Genomic DNA, 18,166 nt, shown 5'->3' with positions numbered 1-18,166 from the left:
CTCAGAGCCCTTGATAGCTGGTGACCGGCGCGCAGGTCTGAAATTACATCGCCCAGGACCTTCTTTACGGCGCGGCTGGTGGCCTGTTCCTGCAGCAGTTCCAGCGAGGCAACGATATCGATGCCGGACTCCAGCAGCATGGCCATCTGCCGGTATATAAGGATGATATCTCCGGGCTTTACCCGGAACATGCCGGCCGTCAGTTTATCGACATTGAGGAAAGGAATATGCGGTTTGAGGCTGACTGCCTGATAACCGGCATAGTTTAGCAGGTCGGTTGCCGCTTCTTCATTTGCGGCAGGTAGCTTACCTCTAACAATCTCTCCCTTTTCGTTATAGGCAATGTACTGGAAAACCATCAGACTCTCCCCAAAGGCATTCCTCCCCTATCTTTGCTGCGGTGCAATCTGTAATGTGGGCCAGGCTTGATGTCAGGCTACAGAGTACGCGTTACGGAGGACTTCAGCAGGGGTGGTTAAATTTTCTTTAACCTTCAACATCCCATCTTTGACTAAAGGAACCATTCCATCCTTAAATGCCTGATTTCTGAGCTCAGCGGCGGTAGTGCCATTAAGCAACATCATCCGTATTTCATCACTTATCTGTAGAATCTCAAATAGCCCGCTCCTGCCGTGGTAGCCAGTGTTGGAACAGGACTTGCAGCCTTTACCGCTGAGGAACTCTTGTCGATTTTCCCTCATTTCCTTCTCGTAGCTCATCTGCTCCACGAGTTGAACTGTGGTTAGTTGCGCGCAATCGGGGCAAATACGTCGTACCATTCTTTGGGCGACTACTCCAATGAGCGCGGAGGCGACCAGGAAAGGCTCAATACCAAGGTCAATAAGGCGGAAAACCACGCCTATGGCATCGTTGGCATGGATTGATGAAAGCACAAGGTGACCGGTGAGCGCTGACTGGATGGCAATACGGGCTGTTTCCGCATCGCGAATCTCCCCCACCAATATAACGTCCGGGTCAAGTCGCAGTATTGACCTGAGTCCGCTGGCAAAGGTAAGGCCAGCACGTGGATTCACCTGGATCTGATTGATGTGCTTGAACCGGTATTCCACGGGGTCCTCAATGGTAATAATATTCCTCCCCACGCAATCTAAACAGTTTACCGAAGCGTAAAGGGAAGTGGTTTTACCGGCGCCGGTAGGCCCGCTGACCAGAAGCATACCGTACGGGATCTTGAGCATCTCTTCATACTTGGACAAGCTCTGTGGTAGAAAACCCAGGTCAGTTAGGGTCATAATGGCTCTTGATTTGTCGAGAAGTCGCAGTGCCGCCATTTCTCCATAGACCGTGGCCACCGTACCGACACGGATATCAATTGACTGCCCGCCTCTGGTACGTACCGAAAACTGGCCGTCTTGCGGGCGATGATGGTCGGCGATATTCATGTTGGCCAGAATCTTGATTCGGGAAATGAGCGGCGTGGCCGTTGACAGAGGCAAAGAAAGCATGTTATGAAGCGTGCCATCGATACGGTAGCGTGCCAGCAGCTTATCTTCCTGTGGTTGAAGGTGTATGTCGGAGGCGCGGGCTTTAACCGCTTCATCGATAATTAGAGTGAGTGCTCTAGCTACCGGTGCATCGGTTACCGTATCCAGCTTAACCTGCGGCTCGGCTTTTTCCGTCTCCAGTGAGAGGCTGGAAATCTGCTTTTCAATCTCCTCATAGGACTGGTAGTTGAAATCTATGGCTTCTTGAATTTCTGCAGCACTGGCTCTTACCGGCACGATGTGCATCTGGCTCCGGGCCGCTAGTGCCTCCAAGGCGATGATATCAGATGAATTAGCCATTGCCACATGCAGTACATTGCCGCTAATCTCCAGAGGAATAGCGGCGTGTTTTCTCGCCAGAGCTTCGGGGATAAGGCGGAGTGCTTCGGTCTGAATCAAGTGCTTTCGCAGCCTGGTCTTTGGCGGCTCAATTTGGGTTTCTTCAACATTTACATCAGGCATTATAGGCTACATCTCCCCTCCGTCCATATTAAGCTCGGCCACTGAAGCTATCTTATCTAGCCACACGGCAATTGACAATAGCTCTTTAGTCATAGGTAATAGGCAGCACTCTGTACGTGAGTTCATTTTATGCCAAACTTCAGTATAAAGCTGCGAGGGTAAATAAAATATAAAAATGCAGGGAAAAATACTAAACATTTCCTAAAACTTACATTTCAAGCTGAGTGGGTGGATGGGGTGCTGGCAAAAAAACTGGAGAGAGGCATTGCCTCTCTCCAGCTTGTCGTATTTAATTAAAGTCAGATTGCCGGTTAGCCAGCGACCTTGTGATTGGCCAGCTTCTCCAGTGCCAGTACCAGGGCGGAATGGTCGAGGTCACTATCACCCTGAGCTGCCAGGGCATTAAAAAGTTCCTGCGCTACGGCGCAACCCGGCAGGCTCATTCCCAGGCTGCGGGCTCCCTGAAGAGCGTTGTTCAGGTCTTTTTGCTGGTGGCGGATGCGAAAGCCCGGCTGGAAGGTGCGCTCAATTATGCGCTTTCCATGCAGGTCCATGATGCGGCTCTGCGCGAAGCCACCAAGCAGCGCCTCCCTTACTTTGGCCGGGTCGGCGCCAGCTTTGGAAGCGAAGAGGAGGGCTTCACTGATAGCCATAATGGTCTCGCCAACCACTATCTGGTTGGCTACCTTGCAGGTCTGTCCATCACCGTTGCCACCGATGTGGACGATGTTCTTACCCATGAGCTCGAAGTAGGGCTTGATCTTTTCGAATACCGCCGGCTTACCGCCGACCATGATGGACAGGGTGGCGTTCTCCGCGCCTACCTGCCCGCCGGAAACCGGCGCATCCAGCATTTCCACGCTTTTTTCCGCCAGTTTCTTGGCGAACTCCTTGGTGGCAATGGGGGAGATGGAACTCATATCCACCACAATTGAGCCCGACTTAACGCCTTCGATGACGCCGTTGGCGCCGAAGATGGCGGCTTCAACATCCGGCGTATCCGGCACCATGATGAAGACAATGTCCGATTTCTCGGCCACCTCTTTGCAGTTGCCGCAGGCGATGGCTCCTTTCGCCGCCAGTTCTTTGACCGGTGCGTCGACCACATCGTAGATGTGCATCGTGTTGCCGGCCTCCATAAGGTGCCCGGCCATCGGCTTGCCCATTATGCCCACGCCAATGAATCCAAGATTTGCCATTATGTTTTTCCTCCTTTATTTAAAATAGGGTTTGACCCATCCCAGGCCATCTTCTGTAACACCGGCCGGCTTGTATTCCAAGCCGATCCAGCCGGTATATCCTGACTCGTCGATGAACTTGAATAAATTGGTGAAATTGATTTCGCCGGTGCCCGGTTCATGCCGACCCGGGTTGTCGGCGAGCTGAATGTGGCCGATACGGCCCACGTTCTGCTGAATGGTTTTGGCCAGGTTACCCTCCATAACCTGCATATGGTAGATGTCGTACTGATAGGAAAGGTTCGGGTGCCCGACCTCATCGAATAGCTGGAAGACGTCATTGCTGTACACCAGGTAAAATTCGGGGACATCTTTGTCGTTGAGCGCCTCGACCAGCAGGGAAATGCCCGCTTTCTGAAGTGCATCAGCGGCGAATTTCAGGTTACTGACCAGGGTCTGGCGTACTTTATCCGCCGGAGCATCTTTGGGGGTAAGGCCGACCAGGCAGTTGATGCGGGGGCATTTGAGCGCTTTACCGTATTCAATGGCTTTACCCACTCCTTCCTGGAACTCACTCTCCCGTCCCGGCAGGCAGGCAATGCCCCGCTCCCCGGCCGCCCAGTCGCCGGCCGGTATGTTGAACAGGACCATTTCCTGGCCATATTTATCCAGTTTGGCGGCGATATCTTCCCTGGGCAGCTCGTACGGGAACTGGCATTCCACAGCCTTGAAGCCAGCTTTGGCCGCCCGCTCAAAGCGGTCCGCAAAACCAGCTTCGGTAAAAAGCATGGACAGATTGGCACTGAACTTGGGCATAGTCATCCCTCCTCACGATTACATTTAATACTGGTGTTTTCAGACAATTCACACAGCATTATAGTGGAAGAGAGGAAGGGTTGCAAGGGTTAATGCAGGCAGTCAAGTAATTTTTCAGATAGTTGCGACCTCTTACTTCACCTTAACCACTATGATAATATCTCCCGGCTGTCCGCCGGTGAGCTGGCGGGCATTTTTGGGCACTCCCAGAATGTGATAGTAGTCCTTGGCCATGATTGATTATTACCTCTCCCGAGTGTATAAGTATATCACAGCCGGAGGCTCTTGTTCAGGGCGAAAGCAGAAGGTAGAATGGGATAGCGGGAGAAAGGACGGTGCACCATGTCAGAGCAACTGGGGAAGATTGAGAAGCCGGAAGCAGAAGAGTTCGTCAGCAAGAGGAAGCTCTATCTCGTTTCGCTGATGTTCTCGGGGAAGAACGCGCCCAAGGATTACGCGGATAAGTATAAACGCTACTGGCAGCAGGTCGGCGAGCACGTGGCGAACCTTGAGGCCAAACTCGGTGAGGTGGGACACGTCTATCACGAATCGGTCTTTCAGGCGGGCAAAGAGGGGCTTGAAGCCATACAAAACCTAAACGCTGATAGCAGCCGAATCGCCGAGGAGAAGAGCCGGGGTGGCGCCCTGATTGAAGTGATTGAAGACAGGGCGCTGGCCGAGGAAAGCATGGACTGGGAGAGATTTATACTTATAGGCTTTATCAGCCAGAAAGTGGCGCAGCAGGTCTCTCAGCTGTACGTTGAAGCGCTACGGAAGCGATATGAGCATATTGCCAAACAGATCGATGAAACGCTTGAGGCGGACAAAGCGGGATTGCTTTTCATCCGGGAAGGTCACATGGTGCAGTTCCCCGAAGATATAGAGGTTTTCAGCGTGGCGCCGCCGGCGCTCGATGAAATCCACCGCTGGCAGCGGGAGCAACTGGCCGGGGAAAAGAAGGACGAATCGGAAAAATGAGTGCCATTGGCGATTTCGTAGCTTGGTAACATGTTTGAAACCGTGAAAAACCGATACCACTGGGTGATGCTTGTTCTGGCGTTCGGCATCGCCTTTCTAATGCCCCTGTTGAATTTTGGCACCGCCCCCATGGTTACCGATATTATATCGGAAATGGGCCTGTCCCACGCCGAGTTCGGGCTCATCTTTTCCGTTGCTGTGTTAAGCCTCATGCTCTGCCGTATCCCCTGGGGTCTTCTCGGCGACCGAATCGGTTACCGGAACGCCTTCCGGCTCGCTTTGCCGTTCGTAGCTGTTCTGGCCGTAATCAGGGCGCTGGCACCGGACTACGTGACCTTTCTGGTCAGCCAATTTTTCCTCGGTGTGGGACTGGGTGTGGTGTTGCCGTGCCTGCCGCTTATCGTGAAGGAATGGACTCCGCAGCGACCCGGATTTGCCACTGGACTGTACATCTCCGGCCTTGCCGCCGGCAACGCTGCTGCCTTCGGTCTTACGCCTTACCTTCTGGAGCTGCTGAGCTGGCGTCAGGTCCTGCTCGTCTATAGCGGCCTGGGTATCATCTTGGCACTTCTGTGGTGGACACTCGCCAGAAGCACCGCAAGGCCGACTACCGGATTACAGCTGAGGAGTTTAGTCGGATTTCTGAAGGACCGATATATCTGGGCGCTGCTGCTCTTCATGATGGCCAGCGCCGGGAGCTACGATACCATCGCCACCTGGCTGCCGAAAGTACTTGGCACCAAAGGGCTTGACCCGACACTGGCAATACTTCTTCCCCTGGGATACCTCCTGGCGGGACCGACAATCGGTTTTGCTCTGGACAGGTTACGGAACACCAGAGCCGTTGTGGCGTCGCTGGGAATCATCGCTGCCGCGGCCATTGTCGGTATCAATTACGCCCCGTTTCCCCTTCTCCTGCCCTGCATTTTTGTGGCCGGATTCACCACCATGGGCGTGCTCACCATTATTCTATCCGTTCCGACGCACCACCAGAGGCTGGCGCCGGTGGCAGCCAGCGTGGTTGGACTTGTCTCCTCGCTGGGGAACTTAACGTCTCTGACCATGCCGGTCCTCTTCGGCTACCTGATTGACGTTACCGGGACGTTTCAGGCTTCGCTGTTCACCATCGCGGCGCTCGTTGGTATCCTGCTTATCGTCGGCTCCCGTATGAGCGAGTGATACTATCTTACTCTCGGCTATTGACCACCTTACTCTGCTGTGTTATAGTACAATTGTTCTATTAAAAAAGGTGGTGTGGCAGATGGAGGTTGAAGATAAACTCAAGGATTTATCGGCGGCGGCGAAGTACGACATCTGCGGCTACAGCGGCGTGCGCGATTTTCTGCCCTCGCCGCAGCGGTTCATCTACCGTTCCACGCTGCCCGGCGGTGGCTCGGTCTGCCTTTTCAAGGTGCTGCTGACCAACGTCTGCATGAATGACTGTGCCTACTGCACCAATCGCGTTGCCAGGGACTTTCCCCGCCGCGCCTTCCGCCCCGAGGAACTGGCCAGGGTATTCATGCAGCTCTACCAGCGGAGAATGGTGCGGGGGCTATTTCTGAGTTCCGGGGTCGCCGATAACCCGACGCGCACCATGGAAGCCATGGTCAACACGGTGGAAATCCTGCGCCACCGCTATGGTTTTACCGGTTACATTCACCTCAAAATCCTGCCCGGCGCAGCCTTCGACTGTGTTGCCGAAGGGTGCAAACTGGCCGACCGTGTTTCCGTAAATATGGAAGCTCCGACAGTAAAGCATCTCGCCAGGCTGAGCAAGCGGAAGGACCTGCATCAGAACATCGTGGCGCCGATGCAGTGGGTGAAAAAGCTGATGGCGTCGGATGAAAGGCTGGTGCCTTCCGGACAGACGACGCAGTTTGTCGTCGGGGCGGCGGGTGAAAGCGATTTAGATATACTGCGCACTACCTCGGCCCTCTACCACGAGGTGGAATTGCGGAGGACCTATTTCAGTCCTTTCCGACCGGTCAGGGACTCGCCGCTGGAGGGTCTGCCACCAGCCAATCCGCTGCGTGCCCACCGACTCTACCAGTCGGACTGGCTGCTCAGAATCTACGGCTTCCCGCTAAAAGAGGTGGAGCTGGCGCTCGGTGAGAAAGGTAACCTCTCCCTGAGGAAGGACCCGAAGCTGGTCATCGCCGAAAACCAGCCCTGGCTGTTCCCGGTGGACATAAACCGGGCGAGCCATGAGGAGCTGCTCCGCGTGCCCGGCGTCGGCCCGATATCGGCACAGCGGATAATCGAATCAAGGCGCGAACACAGCATCGATTCCATGTTGCAGTTAAGGAAGATGCGGGTGGTAACGTCAAGGGCCGCCGCTTACATCTGGTTTCAGGGCATGCTGGAATGGGAGAAACAGGCGTCGTTCATCCCTAACCTCGATGAACTGGACGAGTCCGAACCTTCGCTGGCCGGCGCCCTGGGCTAATTTAAAATTTTGATAAACCGCTGCGGCCTGGCCTCATCACTACGATGAGTTGTCCGGCTTTGGCGGCCTGGCATAGGCTCAGGCCCGGTCCGTCTCAGACTGGCTCCCGGTATGACGGCCACGTTTTGGTTTCGATATTTTGGAAAGATAAGTCTGTGCTTTTTGAAGCGTCTCAGGGTTCTTACAAAAACAAAACCGAATCTGCAATTGTCCGTAGCTGGGGTCGGAATAAAACGAACTTCCCGGCACCGTAGCGATTCCGATATTCTTTACCAGGAAATAGGCAAGCTCCAGGGAATTCGGAAGTTGATGTCGCTGCATGAAGTCAGCACACTCACACATGATGTAGTAAGCCCCGGCCGGTTTGTACGGGTACAGTTCGGTTTCCAAGATGGAATAATACAGGGTATCTCTGGCATTCTGATAGAATTCTGCCAGCCATCGATAGTAGTCTTCACCCAGCGATAAAGCAAAAGCCGCGCCCTCCTGCAGGGGGGCCGCCGCGCCCACGGTCATGAAATCGTGGACCTTCCTTATCTCTCTCGTTATCCTGTCGCTGGCAATGGCCCAACCAACCCGCCACCCGGTCAGAGAATAGGTTTTCGAGATTGAATTTATGGTAATTGACCGGTCTGCCATCTCGGGAAAGGAGGCAATCGATAGGTGTACGTGACCGTCATACAGAATATGTTCATATATCTCATCGGTGACGGCTATGGCGTCATATTGAAGGCAAAGCCCGGCGATGAAACGAAGTTCTTCTTCACTGAATACTTTCCCGGTAGGGTTATTGGGGGTATTGATGACGATTGCCTTGGTTTTTGAGTTGAAAAGGTTTTCCAGTTCGTCAAAATCAAAAGACCAGTCCGGCGGTCTCAATCGAATATATCGCGGCGTTGCCCCGGAAAGGAGGCAATCTGGTCCATAGTTTTCATAGAATGGCTCGAAAATTATGATTTCATCGCCGGGATTAATGATTGCCTTGAGAGATGCCATCATGGCTTCGGTCGAGCCGCAGGTTACGGTGATATTCTTGTCCGGGTCTGCCTCAATGTTATTGTAACGACGAATCCGGTCTGCAATCGCTTCTCGGAGCGAAGGGCTTCCCCAGGTGATGGCATACTGATTGACATCTCTCTGGATGGCTTCAATTGCGGCGCGTTTAATGGATTCGGGTGCGGGGAAGTCTGGGAATCCCTGAGCCAGATTGATACTGCCGGGATGTCGCAACGCCACCCTTGTCATATCCCGTATGATGCTCTCGGTAAACTGCTGGGTAATCCTGGATAAGTCCATGTACGTTAACCCACCACTTTAAAAAAAGACCCAAGATAAGGTCTATAATACAAAGGCTACAGTGGCTTCGTGAGTTTGTCAATATAAGGTCACATTATAGGATTCAAATTACGCGAGGGTGCAGTGGAGCACGTTTACGTTTGGCCGGGGACAAGTTGAGAATAGTCCCTTCAGGTATTATATATTGTCAGCCCTTTTGCCTCCAGTGATTGCCTGTAATCCTGTCTCAATTCCGGAAGAAGGACAAGGCCCTTGAAGTTCGTCGGAATTTCGGCAAAGCGGACATAATCAGGCCAGAAACCTTTGCGAACCCTTGCACGAGCTTTGTTTATAAAATCAGCTTCCAGTTCTCTCTGTTTATCGACGACCTCTGGGCTGAGCTCAATGGTAACACAGCAACTGTCTTCGTGTTCGCTTTCAACCCGTAGGCCTATTACAGATAATTTGAATTGCTCCGTTTTTAAGTCGAAGTCTTCAATCAATACTTTGGATAGCTCGGCAGCAACCTGGTCATAGGAATAATTGGCACCACTGCGAATGAGAAGTGCCGAATCTCTGGTCACCCAGTAATAGTCCAGTTGTCCGTCCGCTTCATTTTCCAAGGCGAAGACGATGTCCCGCAGGCCTGTGTACCATCCCTCGCGAAAAACAGACTCGGCAGCTTCGTCATCGCCCACATAGCTGCTCATAATATTCGGACCCTGTGTGACCAGGTAACCGGGTTCCCCAACATCGCAAGGCTGAAGATAACCTTTGCTTCCCGGGTCGATAGACCTTACGGCTTGGATACGTGTGAAAGGGGGGTGGTCTCGGCCGATGTAATAACCGACGGTACTTTCCCCCTGGTAACAATGCGACCAACCAGCTTCAAACGCTTTGGCAAGCTCATTTTGGGATAACGTCCTTGGCGTTGCCATAACCTGAAGGCAGGTTTCGGTTGAGCCGAAACGAACAATGGGCAGGTGGTCGCTGAAAGTAAGTACGCGTTTGATTGTGGTCGGACCGACCGGAGCCGAACCAATCATCATATCGGTTGCGCTGAGAGCGCTTTTTATCTCATCCACTTCAACCGGCAGTTCTGAGCGATTATGGAGTTCTTCCAGGAAATCGATATGCCGTGAAACCATAGGGGCAATGAGCAGGTCACGCTTTTGTCGTGCCACGTCTACCAGTATCTTCCAGTAAAGCGTGGAATAGCGTTGCAGGAGGTGTATTTTCGTTCCACCACGCCGCATAGCCCAGTCCAGGAAAGCTGTCGAGTTAGTATGATGCAGAGGATTAACCAATAAAATATCCAGTTGCGTCGTTTCCGATACGCCAAAATACTGCTCAAAAGTGAGTTTATTAGCCAGATAGTTCCCGTATGAAAGGCTCACTCCTTTGGGCTCCCCGGTAGTGCCGGACGTGAAAATGATTATTTTTTCGTCATCCTGGTTTAGCGCGGGAGGTTCCCATGTACTCATATTTCCATATGATTCAAGTTTACCGGCTTCAAGGGCAGCTTTGATACGGGATTTCGACCGTATCGCTTCTATTCGGCTGGCAAACTCTTCATCAAAAATGATAAACTTTGCTCCTGTTATCTTGGCTTTGGCAGCGATGCGTTCATTATCGTCGGCTTGCCAGTTCACCGTCACCGGAACACATCCCACCAGGACGGAAGCAAGCCTGAATACTGGGTCGTACAGATTGTTACAGGAAAAACAATGTAATAAACGGTCGCCTTTTGCTACGCCGTTATCTGAGAGATATCTGGCGCCAGAACAGGCCAGATTCCAGAACTCTCCTCTGGTCAGGGTCCTTTTCTTTACCAGTTTTCCAGCAAAGGAATAGTATTCAAGGAAAGGCTGCTCCCGGTCCTCAAAGGCTACCTTATACTCTTGAAAGGGATTTGAATAAGGGCTCAGGGAAGTAACCGGTACGCCGGTGCTTAAAAGATGTAACTTATTCTGAAACATATTCATGAGACGTCATCCAAATGACCCAAATTATTATGATTTAGTATCGGATATTAGTCAATATGGAGGAGATTTATGCTTCGCATTTTGTTTATTATTTATTGGTATTTTTAAATTTGTTGGCAAAATGCCTGTGGCATTTCAACGATTCATTTAAAAATTAATTAAGTAAGCAATTTTACGTTTTATTTTCTCGCTACTTTATACCTGTATGATCATATCGGAAGTCTATTTATATAACAATTTTAAAAAATAAGGTGCCGACCCAGAGTTGCTCTCTTTTCTATAGGTAACAAAATAGACGATTGTTCAACACGTTACAATGCAAGCTTTTGTGCTGTTTAGCAAGTTAGTATTATCAGTACAATCACATGTGAAACCGGCTAAGATGCTGACTTATCGGTGAAGCTGTTGCGCCCCGTAATAGAATCGGGGCGGTCTTAGTTCGTGCCAGACCTCATCGCAGACGTTCAGTTCCTCTGCGCTCAAAGTCAAGTCAACGGCGCCAACGGTTCTACTCAATCTTGGTTGTTTGTCTGATTGGCAGTATTTACAATTTATTTTTGTGTCCATCGTCTTATGTCTCCCCTTCATCCTTTCACCTCATCTATTAAAGTTTGCATCAATTCCACATATTTTTGCTCGTGGGTATCAATCTTAGTTTCTAGCCGTGTTACATCATCCGTTTCTCTCTTACTAGCACGGTAAAACTTTATGCCTAGCCACGCTGTATATATAAGCACCAAAAGGCCGAAGATGAAGAATACTATTATGACGATGTTCATCGCCTTGCCTCCATCAGGCAAAAGGAAGGTAAGCAAAGCGGGAACACCGAATAGAAAGAAGACAATAGACAAGAACGTCTGGAGTAATCCCCACCGTCCCCCCGATGTTGTCGTACTAGGGAAACCTTTAACCAAGAGTATGTATAGTCGCATAATTGGGGATGCAACGGCTTTAAATATGAGCATATCCTTAACCCCCCATACTTTCCTACAAGGGGATTATATACCTTTGATAGCCACCAACCAAGAGGGTTATGGGCGAAGTTCCTACTCATAGCCCCCCCCTTTGCCCACCAACCAAGATTGAGTAAAAGGCACAATATGTATATAATGTATTCCAAATAAATAGAAAGCAATCATAAAAAAGATAGGGTATGGTTTTTAGCGGGTACGGGGAGAAGCGCATGGAGGAGATATGGAAGTAATAGATGATATTCCAGTAAAATTAGAACTCGATGATGTGGTGAAGAAAACACGTATTCGGAGTATGAACGATAGCTTTAAGGACATTATCAATGAGCTATTGGAAATAGCTCGCCCGATAGCAAAACCGAAAGCTTTATTTGAGATTTCCAGTGTTGAAAACAGACAGGGAGACTCATTGGAGATAGGAGGTAGAAAATTTACCAGCCATATTCTTAGAGTTAATCTGGACAAAATAGATACAGTATTTCCATATATAGTGACGTGCGGTAGAGAAGTGGATGAAATAGAAATTCCAGAGCATCAATTAATGAAGTATTACTTCATGGACCAGATTAAAGAGGTTATAGTGCGCTCAGCACTTAGTTATTTGATAGACCATATCAGGAACAACTATGCGTGTTGACAGCTATCAAGAATGGCGCCAGGTTCTGGCTCCGCGGATATTTGGCCGATAACTCAACAAAAAGAGCTGTTTTCAATCTTCGGTGATGTAGAGAGTCTAATAGGCGTAAGGTTAACTAACACTTGTTTGATGCTTCCAATAAAATCGGTATCCGGTGTCATATTCCAAACAGAGACCACTTTTGAAACTTGTCAATTATGTCCGAGGGAAGCATGTATTGGAAGAAGGGCTGAATATAAACCGGATTTAGTTAGAAAGTACAAGGAAGAAATGATTACAAAAGAATAGATGGCAGTTTGATGTAAAATTGCTGATCTCACGCTGCATTATGACTTTAACCTCTTCAAATACAGCTGCTTCTAATGGGAAGGAGAGCTAAATTGCCCCCCTTCTCATTTGACAAAATAGGGAATTGTATATCCTAACAAAAGACAAGCCTTGTACGTACAAGATTTGTGCTCGAATATAGTGTTGTACGGGCGAGGGTATGGCATTGTGAGGAAGAATAAGTTTCATAAGTAATAAAACCAAAAGCTACATAAGGAACATTTAATACCGTTTGAATTATTGCGGTAGTGAATCGTTTTTGATAAAGTGATACCAACCTTTAACTAAGGCCAATATATGTTGCTCAGAGGAGGTAAGTGATGTCCAAACTAACAGGTTCTGACATACTTATAGGCTCTTTGGCCCGTGAGGGTGTGGAAGTGATTTTCGGTCTCCCCGGCGAGCAAGTAATGGAGATGCTCGACTCTGTTTATAATCAGAAAGGCATGCGCTGGATTTCCGTACGCCAGGAACAGACCGCGGCCTATATGGCCTTCGGCTATGCCCGAACGACTGGAAAAGTTGGTGTGGCCCTTGTTGTACCCGGCCCCGGTGCGTTAAACGCAACGGCGGCCATCGGCACAGCGTATGCTACTTCTACTCCTGTTCTACTGGTTTCGGGGCAGGTCGGGACCAACGATTTGGATAAGGAGCGTGGGGCAACCCATGAAGTTGCCGGGCAGATAGAAGTGTTTCAGCCTTTAACCAAGTGGTGCTACTGTATACGCCAAGTAAAGGAGATTCCATGGGCTGTACGGAAAGCGATGTGTGAGCTGAAGTCCGGAAGGCAAAGACCTGTGGAACTTGAGGTTCCCAGGGATTTATTACAGGCTATTGAACAAGTGGATATAAATAAAGCCCCTGAATCGATCCCTGTGGTAACACCGGAGAAAGGTCAGATTGACGATGCCGCCAATCTTCTAGCCAGCGCAAAGAAACCGGTTATATGGGCAGGTGGAGGGGTGCTATCTTCTGATGCTACCAGAGCCCTAACGCTGGTTGCCGAGAAATTGAATGCCCCGGTAATAACTACTCCGGAAGGGAAAGGTGCTATCCCGGGCAACCACCCGCTATTATTAGGCGTCTTTTATTCCGGTTACGGTCCAGTTTCTTGGACTTTTCCTCAAGCTGATACTATTCTGGCGATTGGAAGTCGTCTGTATTCTACACCAAGAGCTCCCATATCATTCAGGGAGGACCAGAAACTGATACACATAGATGTGGATTCCGCCGAGATAGGACGAAATCACGTTACCCATTTGGGGATTGTAAGCGACGCTCGTGCTGCGCTTGAACTTTTACTTGAGGCTCTGCCCGAAAAGAGTAAAAGCACCTGGAAATCGGAAGAGTTGAATAAGATTAAAGACAACGTAAGGACGCAGCTAGAGGGTGTAGCACCTCTTCAATTGTCTTTGATTCGCACGATTCGTGAAGAGTTAAAAGCAGATGATATATTAATTCCAGGGGTTAACAATGTTGCCTACTGGGGCCATCTCTCTTATCCTGTGTTGCAACCTCGTACATACCTTAACAGTTCGTACTTTGCTACTCTGGGATATGCTTTCCCTACGGCCCTCGGTGCCAAAGTAGGCAATCCAAACAAGCATGTGGTAGCGCTATGCGGCGACGGTGGATTCATGTATGGCTTAACAGACCTTGCCACGGCAGTGCAGGAGAAAATCAACGTTGTAGCCATTGTCTTCGTGGATAACGCGTATGGGGCCTCACTCCGCGACCAGCATCTCAGATTTGAAAGCAGGGTCATTGGCACTCAACTGCAGAATCCGGATTTCGCCTACATAGCCAAGGGTTTCGGCGCTGAAGGGGTGAAACTAACGAATCCTGAGGAGTTGGGAAGTGCGTTAAGAACTGCGCTCGATAGAGATATGCCGACTGTAATAGAAGTCCCGTTACCCACCATGCAAACTCCTTTCTGGTAAGAATCTTATAATATCTTGTGGTATGGCGTGTGATGCCGTGCAAGCGTTTGTAAGGTGGAAAGAAGGAATCAACCATGAAACGCGAGGAGGATTCTTAAAAGCAAGGAGTAACAAAACAAGCTGAAAGGAGAAATACTATGAAGATTACAGATTTACAAGTATCCAATCCCATTTATGTTCCCTTTAAGCCAATGACTGACGCCATAAATACAATCCCTGCCGCTATGACCTACACGTTTCTTAAAATTATGACCGATGAGGATATAACCGGACTTAGTATCAACTATAGCGGTAAAGTGGCCCAGGTAATTATTGAAGATCTCTTAAAACCAGTGATTATCGGTGAAGATCCAATTAATAGTGAGAGGATTTGGGAAAAGATGTACTGGGCTACTTTGCAGTACGGTAGAAGAGGCATAGCAATTTCGGCGATAAGTACAGTAGATATGGCCGTATGGGATCTTAAAGGGAAAATTTTCAGTATGCCGGTACATCGTCTCCTGGGAGGGCATCGAGACACAGTCCCTTCATATGTCACAGGAGTAGACCTCCACTATACCAATGAAGAGCTGATTAAAGAGGTCAATGAGTACGTGAAGATGGGTTTTAAGATGATTAAGTTGAAGTTGGGGAGAAAAGATCCCAACGAAGACCTAGAGAGGGTTAAGCTCGTCAGGCAAACCATTGGTCCCGATATTGATTTGGCATTGGATGTTAACAATGGATGGAGCCTCCATACAGCGATGAGAATGGCCAGGAAGCTTGAGGAATATGATATATTCTGGCTTGAGGAGCCGATTTTAGCTGACGAAATCGAAAACCTCGCCAAACTAGCCCGGGAGACATCTATTCCCATAGCCGTTGGAGAGAACCATTATACAAAATGGGAATTCAGGCAGCTGATGGAACAAGGAGCTGCCGAAGTAGTTCAAGCAGACATTGGGAAATGTGGAGGCGTAACGGAATTTATCAAGATTGCAGCTATTGCCGATTCATTTGGCTTGCCAATTTGTCCTCATCATACAGAATACGTGGATGTGTCGCTTGTTGCAGCGGTTCCTAACGGTTTATTTCACGAATGTGTCTATGACTTCTTTGAACCAATGGGGCAGCTTTTTATTAATCCTATTGAACCAGAGAATAGTGAGATTTCTCCTTCGAATAAACCTGGTTTTGGATTTGAGCTTAACGAAGAGACCATCAAAAAATGGCAAACTAAGCCAAGTCCTGAAAAAATGAGGTGGATAGTCAAAAAAGGGTGGCGGTGGCCTCCCTATCTTTAAACGATTTCTTCGTTATTCACGGTGTTTTTGAAGCTGGAATCGGCCTCAAACTTATTTAATTTTTAAAGAATCAGGTCTACGTCACCCGAAAAATCAGGCTGGTAACCTGCCTAAAACACCGAAAGCCCTTTTACAGGGTTATTGTTAATATTACCCCACTTGCATTTCAAATAGAATGAGGGAAAGTGAAAAGGCTAAAAGAATATGAAAGGTAAAAGACCGGTAAAGGATTATTGACAAAATGCCATTTCCTGCAATGAGTAACAAAACAAACTTTTGTTATCAAGTCTAACATTATAACTGGACTCCTTTTCGGGGGGCAGGGCAAGCCCGATTACAAGTCAAAATATCAACTAGACTGTTGAACGAAAGTACTACATACTGATGTCTATACGTTGTATGTTACTTCACAGTTATTTTTACTAGACAAGGCAACCGAAATAATATATAATTTGCATCTGAATAAAGCCGAGGTGGCAGAATCATGCCGTTATTTCATCAAAATAGACCTAACCATTCACTTTTGCTCATGCCGGTGCGCCTAGGAAATGAGCGATGGCCAAAGAATAAGGTACGGTTATTATCCTGTGATGCTGAAGGAAATTTGTTTACTCAACTCTTAGGAAGGTCAACTTACCATCGAATTATAAAAGAAACTCAACAGATGGAAGCATCTCAAAATGACTTTGCAACTATTTATTGGGATACTGGCACAAGTAGACCTACGCCGCTAGTAGTTAAAATAGGAGAAAATGAAATCTGGGCTCTCAATCATATACTGGAACATGCTCTTAGAGATGCCATAATCCCAGATGTACTTAGAACGTATCCAGAAGAAATCATCAAGCTGGGAGATAGCAAACGTAGAGAACTATTAATAGAAAAAACCAGAGATACTCATAAAACTACATCATCAACTTCATCCAAAGTACTTAATAGACTGCCTTATTACAGGAAAGATGATGTCGAAGTATCTATTCCCATTTACAAAGTAGAGTATGCCTTTCCACTCATCATTTTAAAACGACTACCTCCAGTGAAGAACACGCCACCAAGTCAACAGAGGTTATTGGTTCTGGATAGTGACGGGGATCTTATCGTGACTACTTTATCTTCCGAACTAATTGATAAGGCAGAAAGAAAGCGTATAGGCTTACAAAGAAGAGGTAAAGAAGGCTACCTTATTTGTTTACAGAAACCTAAGGGTATTTCTGTTGATATTATGGAGATAAGTGAGTTACAAAGGCTAGCCTTGGAGAACGTAACCCAGTATTTTGAGGAAACCAGTGGTGGGAAGCAACCTATTTCAGGCGCTGTTAGGACGATTCTAAATAAAGCTAGAAAGACGGTTTTAAGTTAATTTAACAACCCAAAGGTCAATAACTCCCTTATTATCAATTACTACTATCATTCTGATCTTGCTTACCAAACAGCTTTGACCCGGCAGGTACTATATCATCCGATTTATTTAGTGATTCTCTAGATTGATATTTAGGACTGCCAAAGAGACTCGGCAAGCGTGGAAAAAGAAGCCAGCCATATAATTTATAGAATTTCGTCTTATCAATCAACATCACCAAAAATGAAGTGATGACAATACTCAGCAGTACTACGCCATAAGTAATGTTTTTAATTAGTTCTCCGCCTAGAACACCTTGTTGCAAGGGAAGGGAAGCTAGTACCACCGCTGCCAAACCCTTAGGCACCATAACGGCCACGATAGACATATCTTTGAGCGGTAGTGAACGTCTAAGGGATAATCTAGTCGCTGGTATGCGAAGTGCAAAAGCTATCGCTGTCAAAACGAGACTAAGAATAATAAGCTGCTCACTAATCAGTTCAAGCGAGAGTCCAAGATAAACGAAGAAGAATGTCTTTAGTAGAAAAGCCACTTCACTAAAAAACACCTTTTCCGTCTCTGTAAGTCCGACAGGGTCTTTCGTTGATGATGGCTTAAAAATAGTGAGATTAATTGACTCAATATTACCAAGAGTTACACCAAAAGACAGCGCTGCAATGGCCCCACTAAAACCTAATGTCTCTACAATACCGAATAGCACAAAAACAAAAGCCGGTGTAGTAAACATCGCGTTTTTAATAACATGAATTCTGTTAAGTAATATTGACCAGATGAAAGCGCCAATTACACCAAAGATTATTGCCACAAACATACTATCTGGTTGAAGGTCAATACCCTCCGGCGAATTCTTTTCGCTTTAATCACATCGGCGGACAGTCCCCAGCCTATTGTTTCCCGGCTCCCTCTTTAGCAGTTAGATACGGGTTGCTCGTTTAAGAGACCCATCATACTCATTCGGGTTTGGCCAGGTGGGCAGGGGCACCATGTTTGTGGACGGGATACT

16 protein-coding genes are annotated in these 18,166 nt (G+C 48.2%); 8 read left to right on the top strand and 8 right to left on the bottom strand.

What is annotated here, in order from left to right; translation table 11 throughout:
* The 4 genes from KKD83_08495 to hyi all read right to left on the bottom strand — a co-directional run.
* Positions 1-359, bottom strand: a 359-nt coding sequence (locus KKD83_08495) for a type II secretion system F family protein (GenBank protein MBU2536184.1), incomplete at its 3' end; no start/stop codon positions are given.
* A 72-nt stretch (positions 360-431) separates the two neighbouring features.
* Positions 432-1,967 (bottom strand): GspE/PulE family protein, encoded by a 1,536-nt coding sequence (locus tag KKD83_08490; GenBank protein ID MBU2536183.1) that lies wholly within the window; start codon positions 1,965-1,967, stop codon positions 432-434.
* 311 nt (positions 1,968-2,278) lie between these two features.
* The gene (locus KKD83_08485) at positions 2,279-3,166 is read right to left on the bottom strand and encodes a 2-hydroxy-3-oxopropionate reductase (protein MBU2536182.1); all 888 of its coding nucleotides are present in this window, start codon (positions 3,164-3,166) and stop codon (positions 2,279-2,281) included.
* A gap of 15 nt (positions 3,167-3,181) precedes the next feature.
* A complete protein-coding gene (gene hyi / locus KKD83_08480; protein ID MBU2536181.1) occupies positions 3,182-3,961 on the bottom strand; it encodes a hydroxypyruvate isomerase in 780 nt (259 codons plus the stop codon).
* Between the two features lie 342 nt (positions 3,962-4,303).
* On the opposite strand from hyi, the gene KKD83_08475 reads away from it, so the two are divergent.
* From KKD83_08475 to KKD83_08465, 3 genes are all read left to right on the top strand, one after another.
* On the top strand, positions 4,304-4,939 hold the full coding sequence (locus KKD83_08475; GenBank protein ID MBU2536180.1) for a hypothetical protein: 636 nt from the start codon (positions 4,304-4,306) through the stop codon (positions 4,937-4,939).
* 30 nt (positions 4,940-4,969) lie between these two features.
* Positions 4,970-6,118 (top strand): MFS transporter, encoded by a 1,149-nt coding sequence (locus KKD83_08470; GenBank protein MBU2536179.1) that lies wholly within the window; start codon positions 4,970-4,972, stop codon positions 6,116-6,118.
* An 82-nt stretch (positions 6,119-6,200) separates the two neighbouring features.
* Positions 6,201-7,385 carry a helix-hairpin-helix domain-containing protein gene (locus KKD83_08465; protein MBU2536178.1) on the top strand — a complete coding sequence of 395 codons (1,185 nt, stop codon included), beginning with the start codon at positions 6,201-6,203 and terminating at the stop codon, positions 7,383-7,385.
* A gap of 78 nt (positions 7,386-7,463) precedes the next feature.
* Here the strand turns inward: KKD83_08465 and KKD83_08460 are convergent, their stop codons facing one another.
* The 3 genes from KKD83_08460 to KKD83_08450 all read right to left on the bottom strand — a co-directional run bounded on the left by KKD83_08460 (position 7,464) and on the right by KKD83_08450 (position 11,424).
* Positions 7,464-8,681 carry an aminotransferase class I/II-fold pyridoxal phosphate-dependent enzyme gene (locus KKD83_08460; GenBank protein ID MBU2536177.1) on the bottom strand — a complete coding sequence of 406 codons (1,218 nt, stop codon included), beginning with the start codon at positions 8,679-8,681 and terminating at the stop codon, positions 7,464-7,466.
* 170 nt (positions 8,682-8,851) lie between these two features.
* Entirely contained in the window at positions 8,852-10,645 is a 1,794-nt protein-coding gene (locus KKD83_08455) for an acyl--CoA ligase (GenBank protein ID MBU2536176.1), read from the bottom strand.
* A 584-nt stretch (positions 10,646-11,229) separates the two neighbouring features.
* The gene (locus KKD83_08450) at positions 11,230-11,424 is read right to left on the bottom strand and encodes a hypothetical protein (protein ID MBU2536175.1); all 195 of its coding nucleotides are present in this window, start codon (positions 11,422-11,424) and stop codon (positions 11,230-11,232) included.
* 415 nt (positions 11,425-11,839) lie between these two features.
* Here KKD83_08450 and KKD83_08445 point away from each other — a divergent pair, with 415 nt between their 5' ends.
* From KKD83_08445 to KKD83_08425, 5 genes are all read left to right on the top strand, one after another.
* On the top strand, positions 11,840-12,253 hold the full coding sequence (locus KKD83_08445) for a hypothetical protein (GenBank protein MBU2536174.1): 414 nt from the start codon (positions 11,840-11,842) through the stop codon (positions 12,251-12,253).
* Positions 12,254-12,265: 12 nt separating this feature from the next.
* On the top strand, positions 12,266-12,541 hold the full coding sequence (locus tag KKD83_08440; protein MBU2536173.1) for a hypothetical protein: 276 nt from the start codon (positions 12,266-12,268) through the stop codon (positions 12,539-12,541).
* A gap of 359 nt (positions 12,542-12,900) precedes the next feature.
* Positions 12,901-14,520: a thiamine pyrophosphate-binding protein gene (locus KKD83_08435; protein ID MBU2536172.1), complete on the top strand. Its 1,620-nt coding sequence runs from the start codon at positions 12,901-12,903 to the stop codon at positions 14,518-14,520.
* Positions 14,521-14,657: 137 nt separating this feature from the next.
* A complete protein-coding gene (locus tag KKD83_08430) occupies positions 14,658-15,803 on the top strand; it encodes a mandelate racemase/muconate lactonizing enzyme family protein (protein ID MBU2536171.1) in 1,146 nt (381 codons plus the stop codon).
* Positions 15,804-16,287: 484 nt separating this feature from the next.
* The gene (locus KKD83_08425) at positions 16,288-17,163 is read left to right on the top strand and encodes a hypothetical protein (GenBank protein MBU2536170.1); all 876 of its coding nucleotides are present in this window, start codon (positions 16,288-16,290) and stop codon (positions 17,161-17,163) included.
* Positions 17,164-17,197: 34 nt separating this feature from the next.
* On the opposite strand, the gene KKD83_08420 is transcribed toward KKD83_08425, so the two are convergent.
* Positions 17,198-17,968 carry a cation:proton antiporter gene (locus KKD83_08420; GenBank protein MBU2536169.1) on the bottom strand — a complete coding sequence of 257 codons (771 nt, stop codon included), beginning with the start codon at positions 17,966-17,968 and terminating at the stop codon, positions 17,198-17,200.
* Positions 17,969-18,166: the final 198 nt, after the last annotated feature.

Source organism: Chloroflexota bacterium, assembly GCA_018829775.1.
Taxonomy (GTDB): domain Bacteria; phylum Chloroflexota; class Dehalococcoidia; order Dehalococcoidales; family RBG-16-60-22; genus E44-bin89.
This window is presented reverse-complemented; position numbering and strand designations above follow the sequence as displayed.

Excerpts from the sequence above, each read along its gene's own strand:
- KKD83_08490 (MBU2536183.1), bottom strand. The coding sequence starts at position 1,967 with ATGCCTGATGTAAATGTTGAAGAAACCCAAATTGAGCCGCCAAAGACC.
- KKD83_08485 (MBU2536182.1), bottom strand. The coding sequence starts at position 3,166 with ATGGCAAATCTTGGATTCATTGGCGTGGGCATAATGGGCAAGCCGATG.
- hyi (MBU2536181.1), bottom strand. The coding sequence starts at position 3,961 with ATGCCCAAGTTCAGTGCCAATCTGTCCATGCTTTTTACCGAAGCTGGT.
- KKD83_08475 (MBU2536180.1), top strand. The coding sequence starts at position 4,304 with ATGTCAGAGCAACTGGGGAAGATTGAGAAGCCGGAAGCAGAAGAGTTC.
- KKD83_08470 (MBU2536179.1), top strand. The coding sequence starts at position 4,970 with ATGTTTGAAACCGTGAAAAACCGATACCACTGGGTGATGCTTGTTCTG.
- KKD83_08465 (MBU2536178.1), top strand. The coding sequence starts at position 6,201 with ATGGAGGTTGAAGATAAACTCAAGGATTTATCGGCGGCGGCGAAGTAC.
- KKD83_08460 (MBU2536177.1), bottom strand. The coding sequence starts at position 8,681 with ATGGACTTATCCAGGATTACCCAGCAGTTTACCGAGAGCATCATACGG.
- KKD83_08455 (MBU2536176.1), bottom strand. The coding sequence starts at position 10,645 with ATGAATATGTTTCAGAATAAGTTACATCTTTTAAGCACCGGCGTACCG.
- KKD83_08450 (MBU2536175.1), bottom strand. The coding sequence starts at position 11,424 with ATGAACATCGTCATAATAGTATTCTTCATCTTCGGCCTTTTGGTGCTT.
- KKD83_08445 (MBU2536174.1), top strand. The coding sequence starts at position 11,840 with ATGGAAGTAATAGATGATATTCCAGTAAAATTAGAACTCGATGATGTG.
- KKD83_08440 (MBU2536173.1), top strand. The coding sequence starts at position 12,266 with ATGGCGCCAGGTTCTGGCTCCGCGGATATTTGGCCGATAACTCAACAA.
- KKD83_08435 (MBU2536172.1), top strand. The coding sequence starts at position 12,901 with ATGTCCAAACTAACAGGTTCTGACATACTTATAGGCTCTTTGGCCCGT.
- KKD83_08430 (MBU2536171.1), top strand. The coding sequence starts at position 14,658 with ATGAAGATTACAGATTTACAAGTATCCAATCCCATTTATGTTCCCTTT.
- KKD83_08425 (MBU2536170.1), top strand. The coding sequence starts at position 16,288 with ATGCCGTTATTTCATCAAAATAGACCTAACCATTCACTTTTGCTCATG.